General features: G+C 42.0%; 22 protein-coding genes. 12 read left to right on the top strand and 10 right to left on the bottom strand.

All coding sequences use genetic code 11. The features are described from left to right. Positions 1-342 precede the first annotated feature (342 nt). Positions 343-705: a hypothetical protein gene (locus tag RMX69_RS18605; protein WP_289797534.1), complete on the top strand. Its 363-nt coding sequence runs from the start codon at positions 343-345 to the stop codon at positions 703-705. 38 nt (positions 706-743) lie between these two features. Here the strand turns inward: RMX69_RS18605 and RMX69_RS18610 are convergent, their stop codons facing one another. Next, on the bottom strand, positions 744-1,703 hold the full coding sequence (locus tag RMX69_RS18610) for an NAD-dependent epimerase/dehydratase family protein (RefSeq protein ID WP_322638337.1): 960 nt from the start codon (positions 1,701-1,703) through the stop codon (positions 744-746). Between the two features lie 468 nt (positions 1,704-2,171). Here RMX69_RS18610 and purD point away from each other — a divergent pair, with 468 nt between their 5' ends. From purD to nblS, 4 genes are all read left to right on the top strand, one after another. Then, positions 2,172-3,473 carry a phosphoribosylamine--glycine ligase gene (purD, locus tag RMX69_RS18615; protein ID WP_322638338.1) on the top strand — a complete coding sequence of 434 codons (1,302 nt, stop codon included), beginning with the start codon at positions 2,172-2,174 and terminating at the stop codon, positions 3,471-3,473. 32 nt (positions 3,474-3,505) lie between these two features. Continuing rightward, the gene (locus RMX69_RS18620) at positions 3,506-3,703 is read left to right on the top strand and encodes an element excision factor XisH family protein (RefSeq protein WP_322638339.1); all 198 of its coding nucleotides are present in this window, start codon (positions 3,506-3,508) and stop codon (positions 3,701-3,703) included. Further along, the gene (locus tag RMX69_RS18625) at positions 3,700-3,870 is read left to right on the top strand and encodes an element excision factor XisI family protein (RefSeq protein ID WP_409880174.1); all 171 of its coding nucleotides are present in this window, start codon (positions 3,700-3,702) and stop codon (positions 3,868-3,870) included. The genes RMX69_RS18620 and RMX69_RS18625 overlap by 4 nt, the downstream gene beginning before the upstream one ends. 154 nt (positions 3,871-4,024) lie before the next feature. Next, the gene (gene nblS, locus RMX69_RS18630; RefSeq protein WP_322638340.1) at positions 4,025-5,974 is read left to right on the top strand and encodes a two-component system sensor histidine kinase NblS; all 1,950 of its coding nucleotides are present in this window, start codon (positions 4,025-4,027) and stop codon (positions 5,972-5,974) included. Between the two features lie 300 nt (positions 5,975-6,274). On the opposite strand, the gene RMX69_RS18635 is transcribed toward nblS, so the two are convergent. Continuing rightward, positions 6,275-6,646, bottom strand: a complete 372-nt coding sequence (locus tag RMX69_RS18635) for a zinc ribbon domain-containing protein (RefSeq protein ID WP_322638377.1) — start codon at positions 6,644-6,646, stop codon at positions 6,275-6,277. Positions 6,647-6,905: 259 nt separating this feature from the next. Here RMX69_RS18635 and RMX69_RS18640 point away from each other — a divergent pair, with 259 nt between their 5' ends. Beyond that, positions 6,906-8,285, top strand: coding sequence for an AAA family ATPase (locus RMX69_RS18640; RefSeq protein WP_289797526.1), 1,380 nt, complete (start codon positions 6,906-6,908; stop codon positions 8,283-8,285). Then, positions 8,285-9,001: a chromosome partitioning protein ParB gene (locus RMX69_RS18645; RefSeq protein WP_289797525.1), complete on the top strand. Its 717-nt coding sequence runs from the start codon at positions 8,285-8,287 to the stop codon at positions 8,999-9,001. The genes RMX69_RS18640 and RMX69_RS18645 overlap by 1 nt, the downstream gene beginning before the upstream one ends. 133 nt (positions 9,002-9,134) lie before the next feature. Here RMX69_RS18645 and RMX69_RS18650 read toward each other — a convergent pair whose 3' ends face one another. From RMX69_RS18650 to RMX69_RS18665, 4 genes are all read right to left on the bottom strand, one after another. Then, entirely contained in the window at positions 9,135-10,082 is a 948-nt protein-coding gene (locus tag RMX69_RS18650) for a glycosyltransferase family 2 protein (protein ID WP_322638341.1), read from the bottom strand. 249 nt (positions 10,083-10,331) lie between these two features. Further along, a complete protein-coding gene (locus RMX69_RS18655; protein WP_289797523.1) occupies positions 10,332-11,360 on the bottom strand; it encodes an Npun_R2821/Npun_R2822 family protein in 1,029 nt (342 codons plus the stop codon). Between the two features lie 306 nt (positions 11,361-11,666). After that, on the bottom strand, positions 11,667-12,116 hold the full coding sequence (locus tag RMX69_RS18660) for a hypothetical protein (protein WP_322638342.1): 450 nt from the start codon (positions 12,114-12,116) through the stop codon (positions 11,667-11,669). Between the two features lie 223 nt (positions 12,117-12,339). Continuing rightward, on the bottom strand, positions 12,340-12,498 hold the full coding sequence (locus RMX69_RS18665; protein ID WP_322638343.1) for a hypothetical protein: 159 nt from the start codon (positions 12,496-12,498) through the stop codon (positions 12,340-12,342). Positions 12,499-12,605: 107 nt separating this feature from the next. On the opposite strand from RMX69_RS18665, the gene RMX69_RS18670 reads away from it, so the two are divergent. Both RMX69_RS18670 and RMX69_RS18675 read left to right on the top strand, forming a co-directional pair. Continuing rightward, positions 12,606-14,078, top strand: coding sequence for an MFS transporter (locus RMX69_RS18670; protein WP_322638344.1), 1,473 nt, complete (start codon positions 12,606-12,608; stop codon positions 14,076-14,078). 54 nt (positions 14,079-14,132) lie between these two features. Beyond that, the gene (locus RMX69_RS18675; RefSeq protein WP_322638345.1) at positions 14,133-14,882 is read left to right on the top strand and encodes an SDR family NAD(P)-dependent oxidoreductase; all 750 of its coding nucleotides are present in this window, start codon (positions 14,133-14,135) and stop codon (positions 14,880-14,882) included. A gap of 76 nt (positions 14,883-14,958) precedes the next feature. Here RMX69_RS18675 and RMX69_RS18680 read toward each other — a convergent pair whose 3' ends face one another. Beyond that, complete coding sequence (locus RMX69_RS18680; protein WP_322638346.1) at positions 14,959-15,936, bottom strand: sugar-binding transcriptional regulator; 978 nt, start codon at positions 15,934-15,936, stop codon at positions 14,959-14,961. 98 nt (positions 15,937-16,034) lie between these two features. After that, positions 16,035-16,838 (bottom strand): SDR family NAD(P)-dependent oxidoreductase, encoded by an 804-nt coding sequence (locus RMX69_RS18685; protein ID WP_322638347.1) that lies wholly within the window; start codon positions 16,836-16,838, stop codon positions 16,035-16,037. 149 nt (positions 16,839-16,987) lie between these two features. Between RMX69_RS18685 and RMX69_RS18690 the strand changes: the two genes are divergently transcribed. The 3 genes from RMX69_RS18690 to RMX69_RS18700 all read left to right on the top strand — a co-directional run bounded on the left by RMX69_RS18690 (position 16,988) and on the right by RMX69_RS18700 (position 22,781). Further along, entirely contained in the window at positions 16,988-17,884 is an 897-nt protein-coding gene (locus RMX69_RS18690; protein WP_322638348.1) for a sugar ABC transporter substrate-binding protein, read from the top strand. After that, the gene (locus RMX69_RS18695) at positions 17,838-19,328 is read left to right on the top strand and encodes a mannitol dehydrogenase family protein (RefSeq protein WP_322638349.1); all 1,491 of its coding nucleotides are present in this window, start codon (positions 17,838-17,840) and stop codon (positions 19,326-19,328) included. The genes RMX69_RS18690 and RMX69_RS18695 overlap by 47 nt, the downstream gene beginning before the upstream one ends. Before the next feature lie 261 nt (positions 19,329-19,589). Beyond that, positions 19,590-22,781 carry a type 2 lanthipeptide synthetase LanM family protein gene (locus RMX69_RS18700; RefSeq protein WP_322638350.1) on the top strand — a complete coding sequence of 1,064 codons (3,192 nt, stop codon included), beginning with the start codon at positions 19,590-19,592 and terminating at the stop codon, positions 22,779-22,781. Between the two features lie 161 nt (positions 22,782-22,942). Here the strand turns inward: RMX69_RS18700 and RMX69_RS18705 are convergent, their stop codons facing one another. Both RMX69_RS18705 and RMX69_RS18710 read right to left on the bottom strand, forming a co-directional pair. Beyond that, positions 22,943-23,452, bottom strand: a complete 510-nt coding sequence (locus tag RMX69_RS18705) for a hypothetical protein (RefSeq protein ID WP_322638351.1) — start codon at positions 23,450-23,452, stop codon at positions 22,943-22,945. 84 nt (positions 23,453-23,536) lie between these two features. Further along, positions 23,537-24,941: WD40 repeat domain-containing protein (locus RMX69_RS18710; RefSeq protein WP_322638352.1), on the bottom strand; the 1,405-nt coding region annotated here is incomplete at its 5' end.

The raw sequence follows: 24,941 nt of genomic DNA on the forward strand, positions 1-24,941 counted from the left end.
CCTGCTCCCCTGCCTAGACAGCGATGGGATATTTTTTTAGTTGGAAGTCCCTTATCTTTGTTGGGTTGCGCTTTGCTTTACCCAACCGACAATTTTTTTATAACCCAAGCGTATTGGGTTATAAAAGGGAGAGAAAGAGGTTGTTGAGCGGCTTGCCTTGAGCGAAGTCGAAAGGAGTCGCAACACTGCCTCCTGCCTTCCTCGATAAAAATTGGTGAAAATACTCAAATTTGAGTCTTTAAAAAAATAAATAATTTTACTCAGGACAACCTTTTAAAAAATTGTCCACTATAGAATTACTAAAAGTTTACGTTATCTTTTCAGGTGAAGGAGTATTAATTAATGGCAAGGCCAAAACGCGATTCACGTATTCTTAGCAAAGCTGAGATGCGCTTGGCAAGTATTAAATCTATCAGTCTTACTCTAGATGTCGGAGACAGTTTAACAGTTAAAGATTATACTGACAAAATTGAAAATCTCCGTCAATCTTTGGAAGCTTACAATACTACCCTCTCTAATATTGATGTTTTATTAACCCAAATTATTGAAAATGAACAAGATTTAGCAGATTATTCTGAAAAAATTTTGCTTGGTGTTGCTCATAAGTTTGGTAAAAATAGCCATCAATATCAGATGGCTGGAGGTACTCGTAAAAGCAATCGCAAGCGTGCTGTGCGCCAAGGTGTTGTTTTGACTAACAGCTAAAAGCAAAACGGTTAAACAGATAAAGAGAATGAGGAAAATTAGGAAGATAAGGAATACAAAGATTTTACCCACTCCCATTCCTGCGTCAAACCCTCTTTTAGGGAGACTTGCGGCTGATATCCAAGAATTTTCTGCGCTTTAGATACATCAGCCGCCGTGTGGCGCGCGTCTCCCATCGCTTTTTCTATGTGGTTTCTTTTAATTGGCTTCCCAACAATTTCTTCAATCGTATCTAAAACTTCTGCTAAAACTACCCTGCTACCACCACCGATATTAAAGATTTCTCCCACTGCTTGAGATGCGGTAGCGGCGGCTAAATTAGCGGCGACAATATCACTAACAAACGTAAACTCCCGCGTTTGCTGGCCATCACCGTAAATAGGAATCGCCTCATCGTGCAAAATGGATTGAAAGAACTTATGAAATGCCATATCTGGGCGCTGTTTGGGGCCATAAACTGTGAAATAGCGCAATGTCACACAGGGCACACCAAAGTTCTTGTAATACAGTTCACACAAAAACTCTGCTGCTAGCTTTGTAATGCCGTAAGGAGAAACCGGTTGAGGACAAATCCTCTCATGGGTAGGTAATGTTTCTGCATCACCATATACACTAGATGAAGAGGCAAACACTAATCGTTTTAGATGTTTAGCATCCTTAGCTGCTTCCAGCAAAACTTGTGTAGCGTTAACATTTCGTTCTGTATAGCCTCGAAAAGCTTTACCCCAACTTGCTCTGACCCCTGCTTGTGCCGCTTGATGGTAAACTACATCAACATCTTGTAAGAGTTTCTGCCAATCTAAAAACTGCATATCTCCTTCAATTAATGCAAAACCAGGTAAACGATACAAATGTGCAATATTGTTTCGCTTTAACATCGGATCGTAATAATCATTAAATTCATCAATCCCGATTACTTCATTTCCTTGTTGTAACAATCTTTCTGCAAGATGAGAACCAATAAAACCTGCGACTCCAGTAACGATAATTTTAGCCATGTTGCCGATTTTTTATATCCTGATTAACCGCGATATTCACAAGTTAATAATTATAATCAAAAATTGGTTATTGATTGATGATTTTTTCAGAGATTATTGAATTCGTATCAGCAAAAAAGATAATTTAACTAATACACTGATGCCAAAAAGATGTTACTAACTTTATTTAGTAATTGTTAACAATAAAAATTCAAATTATACTAATTAGTTAAATTTAATTTTTAAGACAAAACTTACAATTCAGATAAGCCCAAAATACTTGTAGAGACGGCGATTTATCGCGTCTCAAGTGTATGTGGGACAAGGATTTGACCTTAAATTGACGCCAATGAGCCTATTTTGACTCCTAAATCCTGAATTCTTTTGTAAACCAGAAGAAACTTGCATAAGTGCGAGAATTGATGGAAAAATTGATCCGCGAGAGCAGTTAAGGTATTCTCATTTTGCAAGGGACACACGAGGAAATCAGTGAAAGTTTTAGTTGTCGGTAATGGGGGGCGCGAACACGCTCTGGTATGGAAACTGTTGCAATCTAAGCAAATTGAGCAAGTTGTCTGTGTACCAGGGAATGGGGGCACAGCAAGTATGGAACGTTGCCAGAACTTGTCTTTAGCTGTAGATGATTTTGAGGGGATGAGCCGATATGCTCTAGAACATGGCATAACTCTAGTGATAGTTGGGCCAGAAGTCCCCCTCTCTAAGGGAATCACAGATTACCTCCAAGATAAAGGATTGATGGTATTTGGCCCAGTCAGAGCCGGAGCGCAAATTGAGGCGAGTAAGGCTTGGGCAAAAGCCTTGATGCAAGAAGCAGGGATTCCGACGGCACGGGCTGCGGTATTTACGGAAGCTGCGGCAGCAAAATCTTACGTCAAATCTCAGGGAGCGCCAATTGTTGTTAAAGCTGATGGCTTGGCCGCTGGTAAGGGTGTAACGGTAGCTGAAACAGTTGCACAAGCAGAAAGTGCCATTGATGCAATTTTTCAAGGACAATTTGGCAGTGCTGGTGAATTTGTCGTCATTGAAGAATGTTTGATTGGGCAAGAGGTGTCAGTTTTAGCATTGACTGATGGGTTAACAATTAGACCCTTGTTGCCAGCTCAAGATCATAAGCGAATTGGTGACGGCGATACGGGCGAAAATACTGGCGGGATGGGAGCATACAGCCCAGCACCCATCGCTACACCAGAGTTGATGGCACGCATTCAAACAGAAGTATTAGAAAGAGCGATCGCCACCTTACGAGTTAAAGGCATTGATTACCGAGGCGTACTGTATGCTGGATTAATGATTGCACCCGATGGCGACTTGAAGGTTTTGGAATTTAACTGTCGCTTTGGCGATCCCGAAACCCAGGTGATTTTGCCACTGTTAGAAACACCCCTAGAAGAGTTGATTCTAGCCTGTGTACAGCAGCGTTTAAGTGAATTGCCGCCCATTGCTTGGAAAGGGGGAGCATGTGCAACTGTTGTTGCCGCTTCTGGTGGTTATCCAGGAGAATATGAGAAGGGGCAGGTGATTACTGGCATTAAGCAAGCAGAGGCAGCAGGAGCAACTGTATTTCATGCAGGGACGAAATTGAACCAGCAACAAGAAATAGTCACAGATGGGGGTCGAGTATTAAATGTGACTGGAATCGGAGAAAATTTTGAGCAAGCGATCGCCCAAGCCTACGCTAGTATCAAACATATCCAGTTTCAGGGGATGTATTACCGGAGAGATATCGGCCATAGAGTAGCGAGTGGGAAGCAGGGGAAGCAAACCCCATAAGCCAGACAGCAAGTCCGACTTATACTTAAGCTATGCCCAAGTTAGACATTATCCATAATGCGGTAAAAAACGCACTCATCAAGGACGGTTGGGTGATTACAGACGAACCCTACGTAATTCAGTATCGAAGAACAACTTTATACGCCGATCTCAGTGCTGAACGCCCAATTGGGGCTGAACGAGATGGGCAAAAACTTGTTGGCAAAATGGCGAACGCATTACTGGTATGACTGTCTACGTTCGGATTCGAGATGGCAAATTCTGGATTGAGGAAGATTGGACTGAAGATGGAATCGCAACTGACCTAGTTCGTGCAGGTGTTGCCAAAGAAGATATAGTTTTGGCATTCCATGAGCCTAAAATGCGGCAGTACACAGATTTTGCAGTAGCATCCTAGCGATCGCGCCCTCTTACAATCGGGTATTTGGGACAATAAAAATATTTTGCTACTAATGCCCCATTCCCTCTTTCTCTAACATATTTGTCAAATTAACTGTTAATTTTTAAGTTGTTGGGCTTTATAACAAAGACTACTAACAACTTTATTTAAGATGCTAAATCTGTTAAAAACAATTCGACATGCGATCGCAAGTTGGTGGTCGGAGTTCACTCTCCAGACTAAACTGCTGGCTGTAGCTACAATGGTAGTCTCTTTGGTGATGAGTGGTTTGACCTTCTGGGCTGTGAATACAATTCAGCAGGATGCGCGGATGAATGACACCCGCTTTGGTCGTGATTTAGGGCTGTTACTTGCTGCCAACGTTGCCCCTCTAGTCGCGGACAATAATCTCACCGAAGTTGCCCAATTTTCCCAACGCTTCTATAGCAGCACCTCTAGCGTGCGTTATATGCTCTACGCCGATGAAACCGGGGAAATCTTTTTCGGCATTCCTTTTTGGGAAGCTGAGGTAGAAAACTCTCTCACCATTAAACGGCGGATACAACTGCCAGATGATTACCCTGGTGGTGATGGGGAAAAGCCGATGGTGCGGCAACACATGACCCCAGATGGAACAGTCACCGATGTATTTATTCCCCTGATCGTCAATAAAAAATACTTAGGTGTATTAGCGATCGGGATCAACCCCAATCAGACCGCTGTTATCTCCACCAATTTTACCCGCGATGTCACCATTGCCGTTTTTATCACAATTTGGGTAATGGTGATTTTGGCAGGAGTGATTAATGCCTTAACCATTACCAAGCCCATTAAAGAATTACTGGTGGGGGTAAAGCAAATTGCTACCGGGAATTTCAAGCAGCGTATTGATTTACCTTTAGGGGGCGAACTGGGGGAATTAATTTTAAGCTTTAATGAAATGGGAGAGCGATTAGAACGCTATGAAGAACAAAATATTGAGGAACTAACCGCAGAAAAAGCCAAACTAGAAACCCTAGTTTCAACGATCGCAGATGGGGCTGTATTGATTGATAACAACATGCAGGTGATTTTAGTCAACCCCACAGCAGAGCGAATTTTTGGCTGGGAAGCCGCTAATGTAGTAGGTTGCAATGTCTTGCATCACTTGCCAGCATCAGTACAAATCGAAATCACCCGTCCCTTGTACGAAATGGCAGCAGGGGAATGCGAAAGCGCCGAATTCCGAATTTTTATTAACCAACCCATCCCACGGACGATTCGCATTCTCTTGACTACAGTACTCAACGTGCAAAGAGAAAGTATCAAAGGTATTGCGATTACTATTCAAGATATAACCCGTGAAGTCGAACTAAACGAGGCAAAAAGTCAATTTATCAGCAACGTTTCTCACGAACTGCGAACGCCTCTATTCAACATTAAAACCTATATTGAAACCCTGCACGACTACGGCGAAGACTTAGCTTTACAAGAACGGCAAGAGTTTCTGCAAACAGTCAACCATGAAACCGATCGCCTAACCCGCCTAGTTAATGATGTTTTAGATTTGTCAAAACTCGAATCTGGTCGCAACTACAGCTTTGATGGCGTAGATTTAGCCCAAGCGATCGAGCAAACCCTGCGTACTTACCAACTCAATGCAAAAGATAAAGGTGTTGAACTTGTTCAGGAAGTTGCCCCTAATTTGCCGCTAGTATTAGGTAATTACGATCTGTTAGTACAAGTGTTTGGCAACCTGATTGGTAATGCCCTTAAATTCACCAAAGCCGGCGGTAAAGTAGCAATCCGCGCCTACCAACTAGATTTCAAACCCAGTCACACCGAATCTGCTCCAGTGCGGATTGAAATTTCCGATACTGGAATTGGCATCGCTACAGAAGATCAACACTCAATTTTTGAACGCTTCTTTCGCGTAGAAAACCGAGTTCACACCCTAGAAGGCACGGGTTTAGGTTTATCGATTGTTAGAAATATCATCGACAGACATCGTAGTAAAGTCCATCTCGTGAGTGAAGTCGGCATTGGTACTACCTTTTGGTTCGACTTAGCCACCTTTGAAGAAAAAGCGCCATTCATACAAGTTGAACCTATTGCAGAAACATCCAAAATCACCACAGCTTGAAAATTGTGGAAGCGTCCAAAATCATCACAGCCTGAAGATTAGACCTTTTGCACAAATGCAAAATTCGCCCTCATCCCCCAACCCCTTCTCCCAATTTTGGGAGAAGGGGAGCCAAATTCAAAGTCCCTCTCCCAAGCTTGGGAGAGGGATTTAGGGTCAGGGCTAAACCCGGATTTTTTTGATACATCATCAATTCCAATTTAGCTGAGACGACAATTTAAATATAAAATCGTAACTATTTAGGTCTGTATTAGACTCAACACAGAAGCGTTATATTCCCCACTCCCCAGAAAACCCAAATCAAGACCTTAATATCACAAACAACAAACAGACCAATAATAAACCTAATAGCAACAGTAAAGCCTGATTGCGTTTTACCCAACTTTTCACAGTTACTGTAAAACTGTTAGTGTAACGCTGCTGTTGCAACTCTAACTTTGTCTCTTCAATATTTTGGTAGAGGGTACAGTCTTTGGCGTAGGGACGTTTAGGAAAATTGCAAGTATCATCAGCGTGATAGGTGCAGGTGTCGCACAGATACCTATCCCCTGCGGCGCGGTGCAATGGAATACCGGGATGACCGTAAGCTTTAAGTGTAGTCCGGCAATAAGGACAACTAATAGCTTGACTCTCAACAAGTTGATGGCAGTGGGGACAAGATACAGTAGCCAAAACCTTTAGCGCAAATAGGTAAACACTATTGATTCTAGCCATTTACAGCGATAATGGGGAAATACATACGTAGCCTGTTAATTTTGAATATGGCTAGCTCTCAAAATTGGTTACTTTATCAGCATCAGTACTAGTTTTGTGATAATTTTTTATATTTTCTAAGTGATTTATATCACTCAACATAATTAAGGCTATGCCATAATCTAGCAAATATCAGGTTTTGTCCCCAGTCAAATAATTATTTAGAGGTAGAAAAATATTGCCTTTTAATCCTGAGATGTGCCGTAACGAAAGCGAAGTTGAAAGCAAACTCATAGTGCAATATTTGCTACCACAGCTAGGTTATACTCCTGACACCTGGCATCAAGAAGTTGCCATTGGTAGCATCCGCTTAGATTTTTTAGCATTTGCCGCCCAAGTGATTCCCTTTGTCTTAGATGCCAACTCCCCGCTGAGTGTCGTCATGGAGGCAAAGCATCCCAAACAAAACTTAAATCATCATGTTCCCCGACTCAGGCATTATTTAACCAGTTTGAATGTCAGGCATGGATTGTTGACTAATGGCAAAGAGATTAGAATTTATCAAAAATTACAGACTGATATTCAATTAATATTTCAATGTTCTGGCAAAGAAGTTGAAATTAAGTTAGATCAAATTAAAAGTTTAATTGGTCGAGAGAGTCTTAAAGAAGGACAGCTAGTAAATAAGCCAGAAGTCCAAATAACTGAAAATAATTTAAATTTTGAAATAAAGAGGCAACATTCCATGAAAACGATTGCAATCTACCACAATAAAGGCGGTGTAGGTAAGACTACTGTTGCAGTCAATCTCGCAGCGGCATTACGTAAAAAAGGTAAAAATGTACTTTTAGTTGATATAGATTCCCAGGCGAATACTACTTTTGCTACAGGATTAATCAAATTTCAATTTGAAGAAGATGATAATTTAAGAGAGTTAAACGTATATCATTTATTAGAGTCAGGAGATTTTAACTTTATTCCAGAAGTAGTACGTACATCTGATTATTTCAACAATCCAGAAATTGATGTTATTCCTTCACATATTACATTAATTGAATATCAAGATAAACTGAATAAAATATTAGCTAGTAGGAGTAGGCTAGTAACAAAACTAAAAAAGGTAGAAAATAACTATGATATTGTAATTATTGATACTCCTCCCTCTAGAGATTTGTATGCTGAAGTTGCACTGATTGCTACTGATTACCTGATAATTCCATCTGATTTGAAACCATTTGCTAACCAAGGTTTACCAACGGTTAAAAATTTTGTTAATCAAATTAATGAATCGAGAGAAATGATGGGTAAACCGCCTATTAGTATAATGGGCGTTCTTGCTTCTAAAATCTCAACAAATGCTAAATTTTTACAATACAATTTTCCTAAGCAGAGAGAAGTAGTTTCAGAGCGTTATCAACTGCCACTTATGGAAGCTGTAATTTATGACAGAACAGCGTTATCAGAATGTATGAATCACACTATCCCAGTTGGAGATTTAGAATATCCTGACCCTAAATCTATTATAAAATTTGCCGAGTTAAAAACTTCGGCTCAAATTTCAGCTGAAGAATTTAATGTATTAGCAGATGAAGTTATCCAAAAAATGGGGGTTTATTAATGATTAATTTTTCTTTAGTGGATGTCAAAAGCATTGCTTCTAATGAACCTCGTTCAAATTTTGCAGAATCTGATTTAGAAAACCTGGCAGACATAATTATAGAAACTGGAGGAATTATCAGACCATTGGTTGTGAAAGTGACAGGAGTAGAGAGCTACACAGTTGTTGATGGACATTTTGAATATTATGCTGCTGTCAGAGCAAGAGAAAAAAATCCTCGACAAGGTGAGATGGTTAATGCTTTTGTAATTGCTCCAAAATTAGAGGATTTAGTAGTAAAACAAGTTGCATCTCTCAAAGGAATTGATTTTTCTACTAAACAAGTAACACCACAGCCTGAAACAACAAAGTTAGAACCACGTCTGGCCAATTTAGAGTTACGTCTTGAGAAGCAATTTAATGAGTTTAAGTCAGAATTTTTACAAGAAAGACAGAGGATAGATAGTCAGTTCAAGCAACTTGAGAACCTTATTCCCCAAAAGGGTGAACAGAGTAATCCGCTTACTTTATTGAACACTTTAGATAAAGACGAGTTATCTATAAAGTTACAACGCTCTAGGATTTCTGGGGCGGAAAAACTTGCGAAAGCTATAGAAGATGCTCGACATAAGAAGCCAAAGCAAGAGTTTGAAGATTATCGTGATGTAGTAAAATCTGTTAAAAACTTGGGTGATAAAACAATTTTGACTATCATTGATGAGTGGTCAAGAAATTAGTAGTTAGCTAGTAGGTTGGGTTGAACGAAATGAAACCCAACAATTAACGCTTAATGTTGGGTTTCGTTTCTCAACCCAACCTACACAGCTTTTCTAGATGACGTGAAAAGTAAGTTGCACAATATATCAATCTCTAACCCTGCATCTGTCGCAGTGCATTAAACGCCTTACCTCGCAAGCCAACTGGTAACAACGATAAAGCTAAACCAGTCCAAGCTTTAGCAGTCGAAAAAGACTGTCCCGCTAAAACTAGCTCTCTGCCTTTTTGCGTTTCACCCTTTTCAATTAAACGCAAACCTAATAATAATTGCGTTTCAGTTAAACGATTTTTCCTGACTTTCTCTAATTTTTCAGACTCAAACTTATAATTTTCTAAATACTGAATTTTATCAAATAAATAAGGAATGGCTCGATTAATACCTTGCTGCTCTGCATGGTAGCGATATTCCATTAATAATTCTGGTAAGTAATAGCCCTTTTTTCCAGCCAAAGCCAGACGCACAAATAAATCATTATCCTCACAATTTTGCATATTTGGCTGCATATATCCTAATTCTTGCAAGGTTTTACGGCGAAATAATGTCGCTCCAACTTGAAAGCTTTGCTGAATAAATACGACTTCCAACAAATTATTTACAACACCTGCGGGTAAATTCTTCCTACCCCAGCGATGAGAATTTTCTTGAGTTTTTACCTCATCCCGGACATTGTTAATATCAATTATCCAATGGTCTGTACCAACAAAATCAATGCTAGAGTCTTGAGCAAGAATAGCTGCTGTACTTGCGAGAAAATTGGGTGTTAGCCGGTCGTCATCATCAAATTTAATAAAATATTCACCAGTGGCAGCATCAAAGCCAGAGCGCATATTATTACTTTTACCAATATTTTGCTGATGACGGATATATTTAATCCGATTGTCTGTGTATTGTGACATCAATTCGGGTGTGCGATCGCTAGAACCGTCATCACAAATAATTAGCTCAAAGTCTTGCTCAGACTGGTTGAGTACACTGTCAATTGCAAAAGGCAGTAAATTAACTCGATTAAACGTAGGAATGGAAACACTAACTTTAGGCATTTTTGCAATATGTAGAGTGGACATTGCTCACGAACTAAACGCATAATACATATTCTTGCAAAAGCCCTTAACACGCCACCCCTTAACCCCTACTTTTAGCAAGGAGCTACAGTGTATACACAAGTCCTTCCCACCCCCTCTAACTCCCTCCACCAGATATTTCCCCCCAAGGCATCACTACGGTGTATACACAAGTCCGAAATAGCTGATTAACCAGCGTTTTAACCAATGAGCAAGGCTGGGCAAAAGCTAAGTGTAGGAAATAGTTTGATTAATTTTATTCCAAACTTTTTTGATAAATCGATTGCTTCTAGCCGCTATACTAGGTGGCTTTAATCGCTTCGGTTTTTGCTCTGGTTGCTTCAGAAAGCGATAGTGTAAAAATTCATTTTTGTAACAAATATTAACATCCTCACCTTTACACAAGCGGGCAAATTCAATAGCACCATAGCCCATATAGTGAAGACGATGAATTGGTTTTAATCCCTGTTGGTTGTAAAGAACATTATCAATGTTCACAAATAGATTTACACTAGCACAGTTGCCAGTTCTATCTTCGCCATTAGGACTGAGTGTAAAGTTAAATAGCGACCGAGCAATTCTGAAAGTCATGTAACTAAATAAATCTGCGTCACACCACCAAGCAAGTTCATTAATCCATTCGACTTCTTTATCTTCTATCAATCGCTTTTTGAGTATTTTTAACTCTTCAGTGCCTAAAATACCCCTTTTTGAACCAAAAAAACTAGAACAGTGTATTTTTCGTCTGATTTCAGATTCAGACAAAGACATTTTTTGTTCTAACTTCGGCAAGTCGAAAGCTGCAACTGAAGTTTGTTTTGTGTGTTCCCAGTCATCAAACACAAAGTCGTATTGGTCTAGTTTTTCTAAAACCTTGTCCAGCTTATTCATTGCCAAACTATCAGCATCATAAAATACAAATTTTTCAAACTCACCATCAAAAGCACACATTTTTCTGATTAAATTATTTTTTTTGTTCCATTCCATAGAAGGCTTATTTTTCCGGCTATTTATTGGATAAGCATTCCAAACTTGAACGGCAAAATCATCCCATTTTTGAATCGAGCTTTTATCGTCAAATAGGGTAACATTAGATCGAGAATGTATCTCCTGCTTAACTCGCTCTAAGCGGTCATCATAGGGAATGATACAAATAGGAATATCTGCACTAACATTCACCTCAATACTATTTAGCAAGGCTACTAGTTGGTCAAATACCACGTCATTAGCAAGTGTGTAAATCCCAAAATTATCCATTGTAATTAAATTATTTTTATCTTTGATTTACTGAGTAATACCAATTCTCTGTGAAGCTGCACATTATTTTGAACCTTCCCAACTCCCGCGAACTTGCGGGGAAGTGCCGCAGGCAGTGAGGTTCTTTCTACGCATCTTTATACAGAAATGGTCTAACGCGAATAATGCGATCGCTATTTTTTGACCGATTATTCTCAAATAATAATATACACATTTTCAACCTTCTGCTGAAGTAAGGGAACAAGCTATTTTGGTTAGTTTTGATGATACTAAACATTACCCACTTACTTAGAAGTGCCTAAAACTCTAGCTGTTAAACAATTGCCTCCTAGAGAATAATCTCAGCAACCCGGCGGTTCCCACGCCCCAAGCACCGTTAACCAATAAACCTGTCACTATTCCCACAAGTTTCCAGCCGCCAGCGATGGGTTGACCCTTGAGCGGTGCAACCACAAACCAAGCCACTAGCGTCGGAGCAATTGCACCAAAGACTAAAGCTCCTAACCAATAGTTTTTATCATGTCGAAAACGAGGTGCAATTACTACCAAAATCAGTCCCCAAATTCCTCCCCAGAAAGCATTTGACCAAATTTGCGGGATTTCTAATGGTTGTGTTGGTGCAGTTGAATAAGGAGCGCGAGGTGTAAAATTTACTGCATGTAGCAGCGCCAACACACCTTGATGAAATAGCAAAACAGACACAAAGCCTGCAATAAATCCTAAAGCAAATCGAGATAAGGCAGCTTTTTGAGTCATTGCTTATACAAAAAGGTACTTATTTGCAGTTGCACATGTGACTTTAATAATTGACATTTCCCATTCCCTATTCTCCATTTTCTTTAGAGCTTGCTTCTGAGAGTTGTCTATGATAGTTTGCTAACTAGCCTCAATTACAGTAACTCTATCAAATTACCGTACTTTGTTGAATACTATTGTTGATATAGCCGAAGGAGTGCAAAGTTAAGAGTACTTAAGTACTCTACCAAATATATGACAAGTAGAAAAGCCGCCTTGCCGATGGAGAACTAGATACCTGACATAAACCGGAATTTTTCAATTCATCCAGAGCATTTCTCAAGGAAGTGCTTGCTGCGATCGCTACGCCCGCCGCAGGCATCGCATTCAACAAAATCGCCAATGTTAGGGAATTTAGTTTCCTTAACTTAGTAGCGAGAATAGCATCCTACAATGAATATACGTATGCAAACTATTCACAACCGTAAAGTCAAAGGTGGAGGCTAAACGTTGGCACAATTCCAAGCAGAACCTCTGGCTTTATCAGGCTCTCAAAAAAATTGGGTCTTACTCGGTGTCGGACTTGGGGTATTCATGTCTACCCTGGATGTGGGCATCATTAATGTTGCTTTGCCCACATTAGTACAAGCCTTTGGCACTAATTTCCCTACGACTCAATGGGCTGTATTGAGTTACCAGTTGGTCAGTTCCGGTTTAGTTTTGGGAGCAACCCGCTTAGGAGATATGTGGGGTAAGAAGTCCTTATACCAGGGGGGACTTGTTCTATTCACTTTCGGTTCGCTATTGTGTGGTTTTGCACCTAGTATCGAGTGGTTGATCGCCTTTCGGGCACTTCAAGGATTAGGCGCTGTGTTCATTTCTGGACTGGGTTTAGCAATCATCGCAGAAGTTTTTCCCTCTTCCGAACGAGGTCGGGCTGTTGGCGTCATCGGTAGTGTAGTGTCACTGGGAATTGCTTTTGGCCCCTCTGCTGGCGGATTGCTTTTAAGCTGGTCAGGCTGGCATAGTATATTCTTCATCAATGTACCCTTGGGGATTATCGCTAGTTTCTTAATAGCTCGTGTGGTACCACCTTCTGCACGCATTGAAGGTAAACAGAAATTTGACTTTTTGGGAGCCATATTGGCTTTATTGACTCTAGGTAGTTTTGGTTTAGGTATGACGCTAGGGCAAAGCCAGGGCTTTGGCAGTACCAATGCATTAGTATTATTAGCGATCGCCACTGTAAGTTTCACGACTTTTTTGGTAGTTGAAGCGATTCTAAAGCAGCCACTATTAGAGCTAAAGCTGTTTCGCAATCTTCAGTTGAGTATGGGTTTGCTAAGTGGCTGGCTAGCATTCATTGTTATTGGCGGTTCGCTACTCATCGTCCCTTTCTTTCTAGAGAGGGTCAAGCAATATCCGACGGTAAAAGTAGGGCTATTACTAGCCGTGTCACCTGTACTTAGTGGGTTAATTGCCCCACTAGCTGGAATACTTTCAGACCGTTTTGGCGCTCGACTAATCAGTGCAATTGGGTTGGGGTTGATGATTGGCGGCTGTCTGGGGATTAGCACCTTTGACGCTCAAATTACTGAGTTAGGTTATGTATCGCGCTATTTTATTTACGGCATTGGTCTGGGTTTATTCCAATCGCCCAATAACAGCACTGTTATGGGATCGGTACCGAGGGAACGGCTAGGGATTGCTTCTGGGCTGCTGTCTTTATCACGTACATCAGGTAACACCGTAGGAGTTTCTGTAATCGGGGCAGTATTTGGAGCCTTAATCGCAAGCATGTCTGCGGGTGCAGATGTCTCTGTCGCCCCTCCTGATGCGATCGTTGCAGGGTTCCAAGGAACTTTTCGCTTCGCAGCCCTAATACTGTGTGGGGCAGCTGTTGCGTCTGTTTTAAGGATCGGTAGAGGGGGGGCAGGGGAGCAGGGGAGGACAAGGGGACAAGGAGATAAACAAAACTCCTAACTCCTAACTCAGCACTCCTAATGCCCAATTATCAATTACTAAGGAGTTAGGTAAATGACAGGAAAATTAGAGGGAAAAGTAGCAATTATCACTGGTGCTTCAGCGGGAATTGGAGAAGCAACTGCGATCGCCTTGGCAACTGAAGGAGCAATAGTAGTGCTTGCTGCTAGGCGTGGCGATCGCATTCAGGCGTTAGCAGAACGCATTGAAGCTAGTGGTGGCAAGGCATTGCCTATTGTCACTGATGTGACTGATGAAACTCAGGTAAATAACTTGGTGGCAAAGGCAAATGCAGAATTGGGAAGGGTCGATATCCTTGTAAATAATGCAGGGATTGCGTTACTAGGAACTATTGAAGCTGGAAATAGCTCAGACTGGCGGCGATCGTTTGACCTCAACGTACTAGGACTCCTATATGCTACTCATGCTGTTTTACCTCTGTTGAAGGCGCAAAAATCGGGGCATATAGTCAATATCTCCTCTGTGGCTGGCCGGACAGCACGGGCGGGCGTTGGTGTTTACAATGCTACCAAATGGGGTGTTAATGCTCTGTCTGAAGCATTGCGTCAAGAAGTCCATAAAGACAACATCCGCGTCACGATAATCGAACCTGGTTTGGTGGATACGGAAATTGACAGCCAAATTACCGATCCCGTTGCCAAACAACGGATTGAAGAACGACGCAAGGCAATTACACCTCTGCAAAGCGAAGACGTTGCTGCTGCGATCGTTTATGCCGTTACCCAACCGCCACGCGTTAATGTCAACGAAATCCTCATCCGACCAACGGGACAAGAACATTAAAGCTAACTTAGGGATCTGCGGGTTAATAGTGTCGAAACTCGGTTTATTGGTACTTTATTTTCACTCAAGTCCCTTACTAAACCCTAGAAAGAATGGCTTGGGCAGCGGCTTCATCGGTAATCAGCCCTGTAATTAACTTGCCATGCAGAGCAGCCAAAATCGCCTCCGCCTTTTTCGCACTGCCTGCCACACCAATAATTAGTCGATGAGCCGGTTGTTCGAGGGCTACACTAGCAACTCGACTGTTTGTCCCTTCTTGCAGTAATACTCCGCGATCGCTGTAAGCCCAACCTGCAATTTCTCCGACTGCTCCCAGTTCAATCAATTCAGCTACCTCATCGTCATTAATAAAGCCGTCTTGATGTAATGGGGCATTCCAGGCAATGTGACTAATTCCGACAAACGTTACTTTGGCTTGCTCGGCAAGAGTTTTGACGGTGATAAACGATCGCTGAGTCTGCAAAAGTTCTCGTTCTTCAACACTAGTCGCAACAACGGGAGTCGGCACTGGGTAAGCTTGGGAACCGACGCGATCAGATAAATGCATGACCACTTCGTGGCGACCTGCACGCCCAGAGTGGGACATGTTCCCAATAATTGAAACAATCTTATGCTGGGGTTGGTTCATTGAGGGTATCTGCTCCACCATTGCTCGCAATGTCCGACCTGATGACAACGCTAGTATGGTCGGGGTTTTAGCCATCAGATAAGCCTCTAAGTGGGTGGCAGCGCATACACCAATTCCGTATAATGTATCACCACTACCTGCATCAGTTGGTACTACTTCACAAAGTGACAGAGCAAAGCGATCGCGTAATGACTCAGCCAAAGCAATACATTCACTCAAAGGATGATCGAGTCGAAATTTAATCAATTTTTCACTGACTGCCAGTGCCACTAGGCGTTGTGCAGCTTGCCGGGACACATTGAGCTTTGCGGCAATTTCTTCTTGCGTATTGCCGGCGATGTAATAGAGCCAAGCAGCATGAGCAGCCAAGTCTAATTTGCGAGCACGATGGGGCGCATCGCGCCGCTCCAAAAAAGGTTCTCCCATATACCACCTGCAAAAGCTATGTATCTATCAAAGGTATGTTTGAATTTTTTAGATTATATGCCCAAAGATAGAATATTTGCTCAAATATATTTAAAATTCTATTCTCCCCCAGTAACCTCCAAGTTAAACCCAGTAATGTAGCTTGCCTCTTGGCTCATCAGAAACGCTACCCCACTCGCCACCTCCTCCAAGCTTCCTAGACGCCGCATTGGGACTGAATTGATCATCTGTTGCTCAACCACTTTGGGATCGGCGTCAAAGTACTGGGAACCTACTGCTGCTTGTAATTCTGTTTGCCGCGTCCACATAAAACCAGGGCCGATGAGCGCAGGTGAGAGTGCATTCACCCGAATGCCGTAAGGAGCCAAATCTTTCGCTGCTGTCTGAGTCATTCCAATCACCGCAAACTTGGAAGCACCATAAGCTAGCATATTTGGCGGCCCGACTACGCCTGCATAACTCGCCATATTGACGATCGCACCTCCACCCGCATCACGTAGTTGCTGGGCAGCCGCCTTGAGAATGTGGAAAACGCCGATAACGTTGATGTCAATCACCTTTTGAAAGTCGTCTTCAGGATATTCGTCGGTTTTGGCAAACACTCCTTGATAACCTGCGTTGTTAAATACATAATCAATCTGCCCAAGCTGCTCTACAGCACCAGTAAAAGCTTTGGCAACATCATCAGCAGATGTAACATCACAGCGAAATGTGCCAACTGGAACGTTGTAGTTTTTTAGTTCCTGAGCCACATCTGCCATCTTCGGTTCATTCAAATCTAGGAGCGCTACACCTGCACCATTGGCGGCAAAACGCTGTGCAGTTGCCTTGCCAATATCTCCCGCACCGCCCGTAATTAGGATGGTCTTACCCGCAAACTGATAGGTTGCTTTCGCTGTCATATTTTAAACCTCTTATTGAAGAATTGTTGCAAATCGTCGTCATTCAAATGAGATTGGTATGATTTCTATTATTGAGCTTTTGCCCAAGAATAGAGCATAAAATCAAAAATTTATTTCGTTCGGTTTCTTTACTTTAAAGGAGTCATGCGATGCGTATCCCCCGCTTCGCTAAAGTGCTGGTTGCATTTCTCGCTGGAGTGATGCTGGTGCAACTTCTACACGCTTGTTCACCACGTTCGCAAGCCGCAGAGAAAACTAGACTGACGATCGCCACAGTTAATAATGGCGACATGGTGGTGATGCAAGGGCTTTCTCGCAAATTTGAGTCAGCTAATCCTGATATTCAACTCAGGTGGGTTGTGCTGGAAGAAAATGTCTTGCGTCAACGCACAACTACAGATGTTGCTAGCCAGGGTGGGCAGTTTGATGTGATGACCATTGGTTCCTATGAAACACCAATCTGGGCCAGGCGGGATTGGTTAAGACCCTTGGATCTAGGTGCAAACTATGACGTAAATGACCTGCTCAAACCTATACGCGAAGGACTTTCCAACGATGGCAAACTCTATGCCGTGCCATTTTATGGGGAAAGTTCCATGCTGTACTACCGAAAAGATTTGTTTGAGAAAGCCGGGATTACGGTTCCTCAACAGCCAACTTATCCCCAGATGAGAGAATGGGCAAGCAAAATCCATAATCCAGCAAATGGGGTTTATGGAGTTTGTTTGCGTGGAAAACCCGGTTGGGGTGAAAACATGGCATTTGTTTCCACATTGGTTAATACCTATGGTGGACAGTGGTTTGACATGAAGTGGCAACCGACAATTAATACTCCAGCTTGGAAAGAGGCGATCGCCTTTTATGTTGATTTGCTTAATAAATATGGGCCGCCGGGAGCCAGTTCCAATGGATTTAACGAGAATCTGGCGTTATTCTCGACAGGCAAATGCGGGATATGGGTAGATGCAACTCGTCACCACCTAACTCTGAATGAATCCAATGAACAGCAATATCATCAGCACAGGATCAGCAATCAAACTGAATGAAGCATCTCTGTTTAATTTAGGAAATAACGTTCGCGTACCCAATTACGATCGCCATCAAATCACTAATGGTATTGTCCATATTGGTGTGGGTGGGTTCCATCGGGCACATCAGGCGTTATACCTGGATAATTACTTTCATCAAAATCTCGGTAATGAATGGGGAATCTGCGGAGTTGGGCTACTAGAATTCGACAAACGGATGCGGGATGCACTGGAATCACAAGATTGTTTATATACCTTAGTTGAAAGATCACCAGAAGGCGATCGCGCTCGTGTGATTGGGGCAATTACAAAATATCTGTTTGCCCCAGATAACCGCCAAGCTGTGATTGACACCTTAGCAGATCCCAAATGCCGCATCGTCACCCTCACCATTACCGAAGGAGGCTACTACTATATTGAAGGTAGCGGTGAATTCGATGCCAATCACCCGACAATTCAATACGATTTGCAGCATCCTGATGAACCAATTGGAGTATATGGTTTTTTAACAGCAGCCCTCGATCGTCGCCGTCAACAGGGAATAGCACCATTTACCGTGTTGTCCTGCGACAATCTCCAAGGTAACGGCAACATTGCCCGCAAAATGTTAACCGCATTTGCCCAAATGCAGAACCCAGAATTGGGGCATTGGGTTGCCGAAAATGTAGCGTTTCCCAACTGTATGGTCGATCGCATTACCCCTGCCACCACTCCAGCAGATATCAAAATGGTGGCGGAACAATTCAACATCGATGATGCCTTTCCAGTTGTTGCCGAACCGTTTCTTCAGTGGGTAGTCGAAGACAATTTCAGCGCAGGTAGACCCGATTGGGAATCAGTTGGTGTGCAGATGACTAAGGATGTTCATCCTTATGAAATGATGAAAATCCGGCTGCTCAACGCCAGTCACTTGTTGATTGGCTATCTCGGCTCCTTGGCAGGCTACACTTACGTTCATGAAGTCATGGCAGATCCATTGATTCGCCAAGCCGTTGATAATTTGATGGCAGAAGTTACGCCCACACTCCAACCTGTACCGGGGATTGATTTAGATAATTACAAAAAAACCTTAATTGAACGCTTTGCCAATCCTAAGATTCGAGATCAACTCCCGCGTCTTTGCTTGAATAGCTCCGCCAAAATGCCAAAATTTGTTTTAGGCTCAGTTCGTGATGCGCTGCACCAAGGAGGGGCGATTGATTACATGAGCCTCACCGTTGCAGCTTGGTTCCGTTACCTCAATGGGCTGGATGACCAAGGTAACGCCATTGCCATCGATGATCCAATAGGAGGTACTCTGACTCAACTAGCTCATTCAAGTGGTGGCGATGCCAAACCATTGCTTAACCTAACTGAGATTTTTGGCGATCTATCGCAGTCCCCGCTTTTTGTTGATGCAGTTACGAACTATTTACGCAGGTTGTATGAGTTTGGAGCAAAAGAAACACTAGCCAGATTCTGAGAGAAAACTTAAAGAAAGATAAAAGCCTTTAATCCTTTGCCCAAAATTTAAAATGTTTTGGGCTATTTTATTTGTTTTTTTTGGCGTTGCATAATTGTGAACAAAGGGTGCTGAAACATGACTTGTCCTTAATGCGGCTCGAATCATATCCGTAAAAATTTCTAATTACGTAGCTTGTACACCCAATAGCGGTATTATAAATTACGAATTATGTAACTTGCTTCTTGCATGATTGCACTCGCAAGGAATGTTTACTAAAAAATGAAAGTTCAAAAATCTGACTTAACGCAGATTATTGCTCAAGCTAGCTGTTTATCTGAACGCCTGGGCAAAAAGTTACAAGTTACTGATAGCGAAGAACAGCTAACATCACGTCTTCAGCGATGGTGTAAGGTAAGCGCTCATGGAAACTGGGAAAAATTCCAGAAGCGGCTACTTTGGGACGGCTTAGATGTTGAGCAAGTACAGCAGGCTTTGCGATCGCTCCCTGTAGTGGATAGTCAAATTTTACCAGTTTGGTCAGAGACTTTAAGGGCGATGATTGAAACTGCTTCTAATTTTCATCCCCCATCATTGACTCCGATTAATCCCCAAACCTTAGCATTTCAAGAACTATTGCTACCGACAATCTCTGTGGCGCGACAGCAGTTATTAATTCGTTTGGGTACTAATTCCCTATCTGATGAACATCTACCTTTAAAAATACTCTCTGAGTCCTCTTACCTCACTTTTGAGTGTAGCTTGTTGGAAAAACTACTCAATCTCAGTGCCAAAACTTTCACAGCAGAATATTCCCGTTTTGTTGCCTTGGAGCAGAAATTTCCTCATCGGACGGGAATACAATCACAAAATCAGACTAATCCTCAAGATAAATACAATACTTTTGTGGAGAAACTCTTAGGGGATGGAATGTTAGGGTTTTTCCAGCAATATCCTGTTTTAGGACGCTTAATGGCAACTGCTGTTGATTTTTGGGTGGAAGCAATCGCAGATTTCCTGCAACGTCTGCAAGCAGATATTCCAGCAATTCAACAAATATTCTCATCATCCCAGCCTCATCTGGGAAAAGTCATTGACATTCAGCCTTCCCTTTCCGATCCCCATCATCAAGGAAGAACGGTAATTGCCCTTACCTTTGAATCGGGACTAAAACTAGTATATAAACCTAAAGGCTTAGGGGCAGAAGTAGCTTTTACTCAGTTCTTAGATTGGTGCAATCAGCAGGATATTTCCTTACCTTTCAAAGTTCTAAAAATATGCGATCGCGTTGATTATGGTTGGGTAGAATATGTTGAGCATCTACCCTGTGCAGACAAAGCAGCAGCACAACGATTTTACCAGCGATCGGGAATGCTATTGTGTTTACTGCATATCTTAAGAGTAACTGACTGCCATCATGAGAACTTAGTCGCCAATGGGGAACATTTTGTCCTGGTGGATATGGAAACCCTCATGCAACCAGAGGCGAAACTGATGACAGACTTTCCCGAAGAAACGGAAGTTGAGAAAATACTAGGTAAACAATTCTGGGATTCTGTAGTACGTACTGGGCTTCTCCCTCGTTGGGGTTTTCTAGAAAATGGCTGCATTGCTTATCAAAATAATGCCCTCAGCAGATGTCAGAATCATCCCTCTCCTGCACTAACAAACGTATCCATGTTAGATGGTATTCCTCTGGAAGGTGGGGACTATCTTGATGAAATTGTGTGGGGATTTGAACAGATGTATCGTTTGTTAATTTCCCGCCAGCATATTTTACTAGCTGAGGATAGTCCTTTGGCGGCATTGAAAAATGTGCAAGTCCGATTTATGTTTAGGATGAGTCAGGTTTATGCAAAAATATTAGAACACATTCAATCCCCAAAATGGCTGCGTAATGGAATTGATAAAAGTATAGAAATTGATCACTTAAGTCGAGCATTTCTAACTGTTAACGAAAAACCCCATTATTTGGGGATTTTATCAAAGGAACTCCAGCCAATGGAGCAGTTAGATATTCCCTATTTTAGTGCTTGTCCTGGCAGCGATGAATTAGTGTTAGAGCCGGGAAAATCTATTGCAGAGTATTTCCAGGAGCCAAGTTATAAAACTGTGCAGACTCAGCTAGAAAACTTGAGTGAAGCAGATTTGGCGCGACAAGTAGAGATTATTAAGGGGTGTTTTTATGCCCAAGGTAAGTCAGGAAATTTACAGAAAGATTCAATCACTCCAGATTCCGTGAAAATTCAGAGCCAAAGCCCGCTTCCTTTGACAAAAGAACAGTTACTTCAAGAAGCAACGCGGCTGGCAGAGGAAATTCAAGCACAGGCAATTTGGGGAAGTGATGGTAGTGTGAAGTGGATTGGTTTTAACTACTTTTCCAATGCTAAGTGTTTTCAGTTTGAACCTCTAGGTGATAATCTCTACAATGGTAATAGCGGTATTGCTCTATTTTTGGCAGCTTTGGATTATGTGAGGGGAACAAACCAGTTCCGAGAATTGGTGATGGGAGCGTTGTTTTCTACCCGCAAGTTTTTACAGACATTTGATTTTGAGTCCCATCGCAGGTTTGTCAGACAGGGAATTGGAGGTGGTATGGGTTTAGGTTCCCTCATCTACGGTTTGGTAACAATTAGCCAATTTCTTAAGGAACCTGCACTTGTGGAAGATGCAACGGGGATTGCTAATTTCATTACCCCCGAATTGATTGCATCTGATCAGCAATTTGATATTATTTATGGGGCATCTGGGGCTATTTTGGGGTTTTTGTCTCTTTATCACCACACCCAAGAGCCAAAGGTTTTAGAACGGGCTATTAACTGCGGTCAGCATTTATTAAACCATCAAGTGAAGGTGGCAGGAATACCCCAGGCGTGGAATATTTTACAGCAAGGGCAACATCCGGGTTTCTTTCATGGTGCAGGGGGAATTGCTTATGCTCTATTTAGGCTCTATACTGTCACCGCAGATTCCGCCTATTTAGCAGCAGCAAAAGCAGCAATTACTTATGAGTGGAGTATCTTTGTACAACAACCAGAAGAACATATTCAATCCAGTAAGTTTGATAATGCAGGGGAAATTCTTTTAGCGCGTTTAGCTAGCTTATCTATTTTGAATATAACTGATGTTTATCAAGAATTAGAAATAGTTTTAAGAACTACAGATACAAATGATTTGATTGATGTAGATTCTATTGAATGCGGTAATTTTGGCAAGATTGAAATGCTATTATTAGCTGCAAAAAAACTTGACCTTCCAGAGTTACGAGAAGAAGCAATTATCAGAGCTTCTTATCTAGTAAACGTTGCTCAACTTGCTGGGGGTTATAAGTTTATGAAATTGCCAAATTCTGTCTTTAATCCTGGTTTATTTCAGGGGACTGCGGGGATAGGTTATGAGTTATTGCGGTTAGTTGAAGATTCTCTTCCTTCAGTATTTTCCTTTTGCATAAGCTCTGCTAAATTCTATCACTGATAAATGCTTTTGGAGCATTAGCTTTATAATACCAACGGTTTGAATTATTCTGGCATTAGTTGCTATTTGTGTAATCACTATTAAACCAATGCTGAATACTCCAAAAGCGATGATGGCTAAAATCCTCATTATTTAATTAATTTCTGGAAGTTCGTGATTTACTACCTGGGGGTCAGCTGACCAGTCTGAAGATTTATGTCGAATCCGCCACGCGCTCTTTTTACTTCTGGACTTACAAGTTGCTGCCGTATTACCTCGGCTGTATTTCTATCGTTTCTTCCATTAGGACACGGTATTCGTTGATCTAGACAACATTGTTTATCAATCGGATCTGGTAATCGATTACAGATGTAGTTCAGTTGCTGGTTGGGATCTGAGTCGGATCTAAGAAAGTCACTATAATCTATTATTCTATTGCCTTGAAAAAAAACATCTGATGGCGCGCCATTAATGTTCCCGCTCTGACCAATTACTGATTCTAACTCCTCATCGCTCAATTCCAAATCTACATCCTCATCTAAAACCTGTGTTCCATAGATTTGTTGCAATAAATCATTGGGTGTAAATCCATCAACATTAGACATAGCAACCGATCTCACCTCATTAATCGATGGGGACATGGGGAGATTAGCTGGTGAGGAGGTAAGGGCAAATAAAACGATGTCTAGCATGATTTCCCGTATTTGGTATTAATTTGTAGTAGTTCTCTTCTGAGAATTTACACTGATCAATAAGAGTTTAGTTAGAAAAAAAATCTAAAGAAAAAAGCTTTGTCCACAGTCCAATTGCCAATTATCACCTAGCCAAGCAGTAATGTTAGTGATATGTGGCTGAAGTTTTGCGATCGCAGAAGCAAACCCTTCGGCTTTCTTTGCATAGTCAAAAGCTCGGTTTAACGCCTTACCCAACTCGTTTTTATCTGGTTGTGGCTTATTTAGCTCCTCCTGGGCATCTTCAAAAGCGTTGTCAATTTTACGACGATCTGAGGTTTCTAATTGAGCTAGAATATCACGTAAAGCGTTGAGTTCTGCTTGTATGTTGACACTTGCAGATGCGGGTAAAACATCGTTGTACCAAAGCTTATCGCTTTCATTATCAGAAAGATTGGTTTTAAAGTACTCACGCATAAAATTGCGCCCTTCCTTGAGTAAATACTCAAAATCCCATCTCCAAAGTTTCACTGTGTTGTCAGCACTGCCAGAAGCCAACATTTTACCATCGGGACTGAAGCTGATGCCCTGAACTAGATTTGTATGTCCAATAAGGGTTTGAATTTCGTTCCATGTGGAAGTATTCCACAGTTTCACTGTCTTGTCAGAACTAGCAGAAGCCAGCATTTTACCATCGGGGCTGAAACTGACGTTATAAACCCCTTCTGTATGCCCAGCAAGGGTTTTGACTTCTTTGCCGGTGGAAGTATCCCATAGTTTCACGGTGGTATCAAAACTAGCAGAAGCCAGCACTTTACCATCGGGGCTGAAGCTGATGCCCCCAACCCAATTTGTATGGCCAGTGAGGGTTTGAATTTCTGTGCCAGTAGAGGTATCCCACAGTTTTACCGTCTTGTCAAAACCAGCAGAAGCAAGAATTTTACCATCAGGGCTGAAGCTGACAGCCCAAACTGCATTTTCATTATGCCCGGTGAGGGTTTGAATTTCTTTGCCGGTGGAAGTATCCCACAGTTTTACGGTGTTGTCAGAGCTAGCAGAAGCCAGCATTTTGCCATCGGGGCTGAAGCTCACCCACCTAACCCAGTGTGTATGACCAGTGAGGGTTTTGATTTCTTGACCGATGGAGGTATTCCACAGTTTTACCGTCTTGTCACCACTTGAAGAAGCCAGTATTTTGCCATTGGGGCTGAAGCTCACTGCCGAAAGCCAGTGTGTATGACCAGTGAGGGTTTTGATTTCTTTACCAGTGGAGGTATCCCACAGTTTTACGGTGTTGTCAGAACTAGCAGAAGCCAACACCTTACCATCGGGGCTGAAGCTTAACCCCGACACCCCTTCTGTATGGCTACTCAGGGTTTGAACTTCTTTCCATGTGGAGGTATCCCACAGTTTTATGGTGTTGTCAGAACTAGCAGAAGCCAACACCTTACCATCGGGGCTGAAGCCAACCCCATTAACCGGGTTGTTATGCCCAGTGAGGGTTTGAATT

Source organism: Nostoc sp. EspVER01 (assembly GCF_034530635.1).
GTDB lineage: Bacteria > Cyanobacteriota > Cyanobacteriia > Cyanobacteriales > Nostocaceae > Nostoc.

Coding starts and splice junctions, on each gene's coding strand:
- RMX69_RS18660 (WP_322638342.1), bottom strand. CDS start 12,116: ATGACTCAAAAAGCTGCCTTATCTCGATTTGCTTTAGGATTTATTGCA.
- nblS (WP_322638340.1), top strand. CDS start 4,025: ATGCTAAATCTGTTAAAAACAATTCGACATGCGATCGCAAGTTGGTGG.
- RMX69_RS18675 (WP_322638345.1), top strand. CDS start 14,133: ATGACAGGAAAATTAGAGGGAAAAGTAGCAATTATCACTGGTGCTTCA.
- RMX69_RS18690 (WP_322638348.1), top strand. CDS start 16,988: ATGCGTATCCCCCGCTTCGCTAAAGTGCTGGTTGCATTTCTCGCTGGA.
- RMX69_RS18620 (WP_322638339.1), top strand. CDS start 3,506: ATGCCCAAGTTAGACATTATCCATAATGCGGTAAAAAACGCACTCATC.
- RMX69_RS18700 (WP_322638350.1), top strand. CDS start 19,590: ATGAAAGTTCAAAAATCTGACTTAACGCAGATTATTGCTCAAGCTAGC.
- RMX69_RS18610 (WP_322638337.1), bottom strand. CDS start 1,703: ATGGCTAAAATTATCGTTACTGGAGTCGCAGGTTTTATTGGTTCTCAT.
- RMX69_RS18705 (WP_322638351.1), bottom strand. CDS start 23,452: ATGCTAGACATCGTTTTATTTGCCCTTACCTCCTCACCAGCTAATCTC.
- RMX69_RS18625 (WP_409880174.1), top strand. CDS start 3,700: ATGACTGTCTACGTTCGGATTCGAGATGGCAAATTCTGGATTGAGGAA.
- RMX69_RS18650 (WP_322638341.1), bottom strand. CDS start 10,082: ATGCCTAAAGTTAGTGTTTCCATTCCTACGTTTAATCGAGTTAATTTA.
- RMX69_RS18680 (WP_322638346.1), bottom strand. CDS start 15,936: ATGGGAGAACCTTTTTTGGAGCGGCGCGATGCGCCCCATCGTGCTCGC.
- RMX69_RS18655 (WP_289797523.1), bottom strand. CDS start 11,360: ATGGATAATTTTGGGATTTACACACTTGCTAATGACGTGGTATTTGAC.
- RMX69_RS18695 (WP_322638349.1), top strand. CDS start 17,838: ATGAACAGCAATATCATCAGCACAGGATCAGCAATCAAACTGAATGAA.
- RMX69_RS18605 (WP_289797534.1), top strand. CDS start 343: ATGGCAAGGCCAAAACGCGATTCACGTATTCTTAGCAAAGCTGAGATG.
- RMX69_RS18685 (WP_322638347.1), bottom strand. CDS start 16,838: ATGACAGCGAAAGCAACCTATCAGTTTGCGGGTAAGACCATCCTAATT.
- RMX69_RS18645 (WP_289797525.1), top strand. CDS start 8,285: ATGATTAATTTTTCTTTAGTGGATGTCAAAAGCATTGCTTCTAATGAA.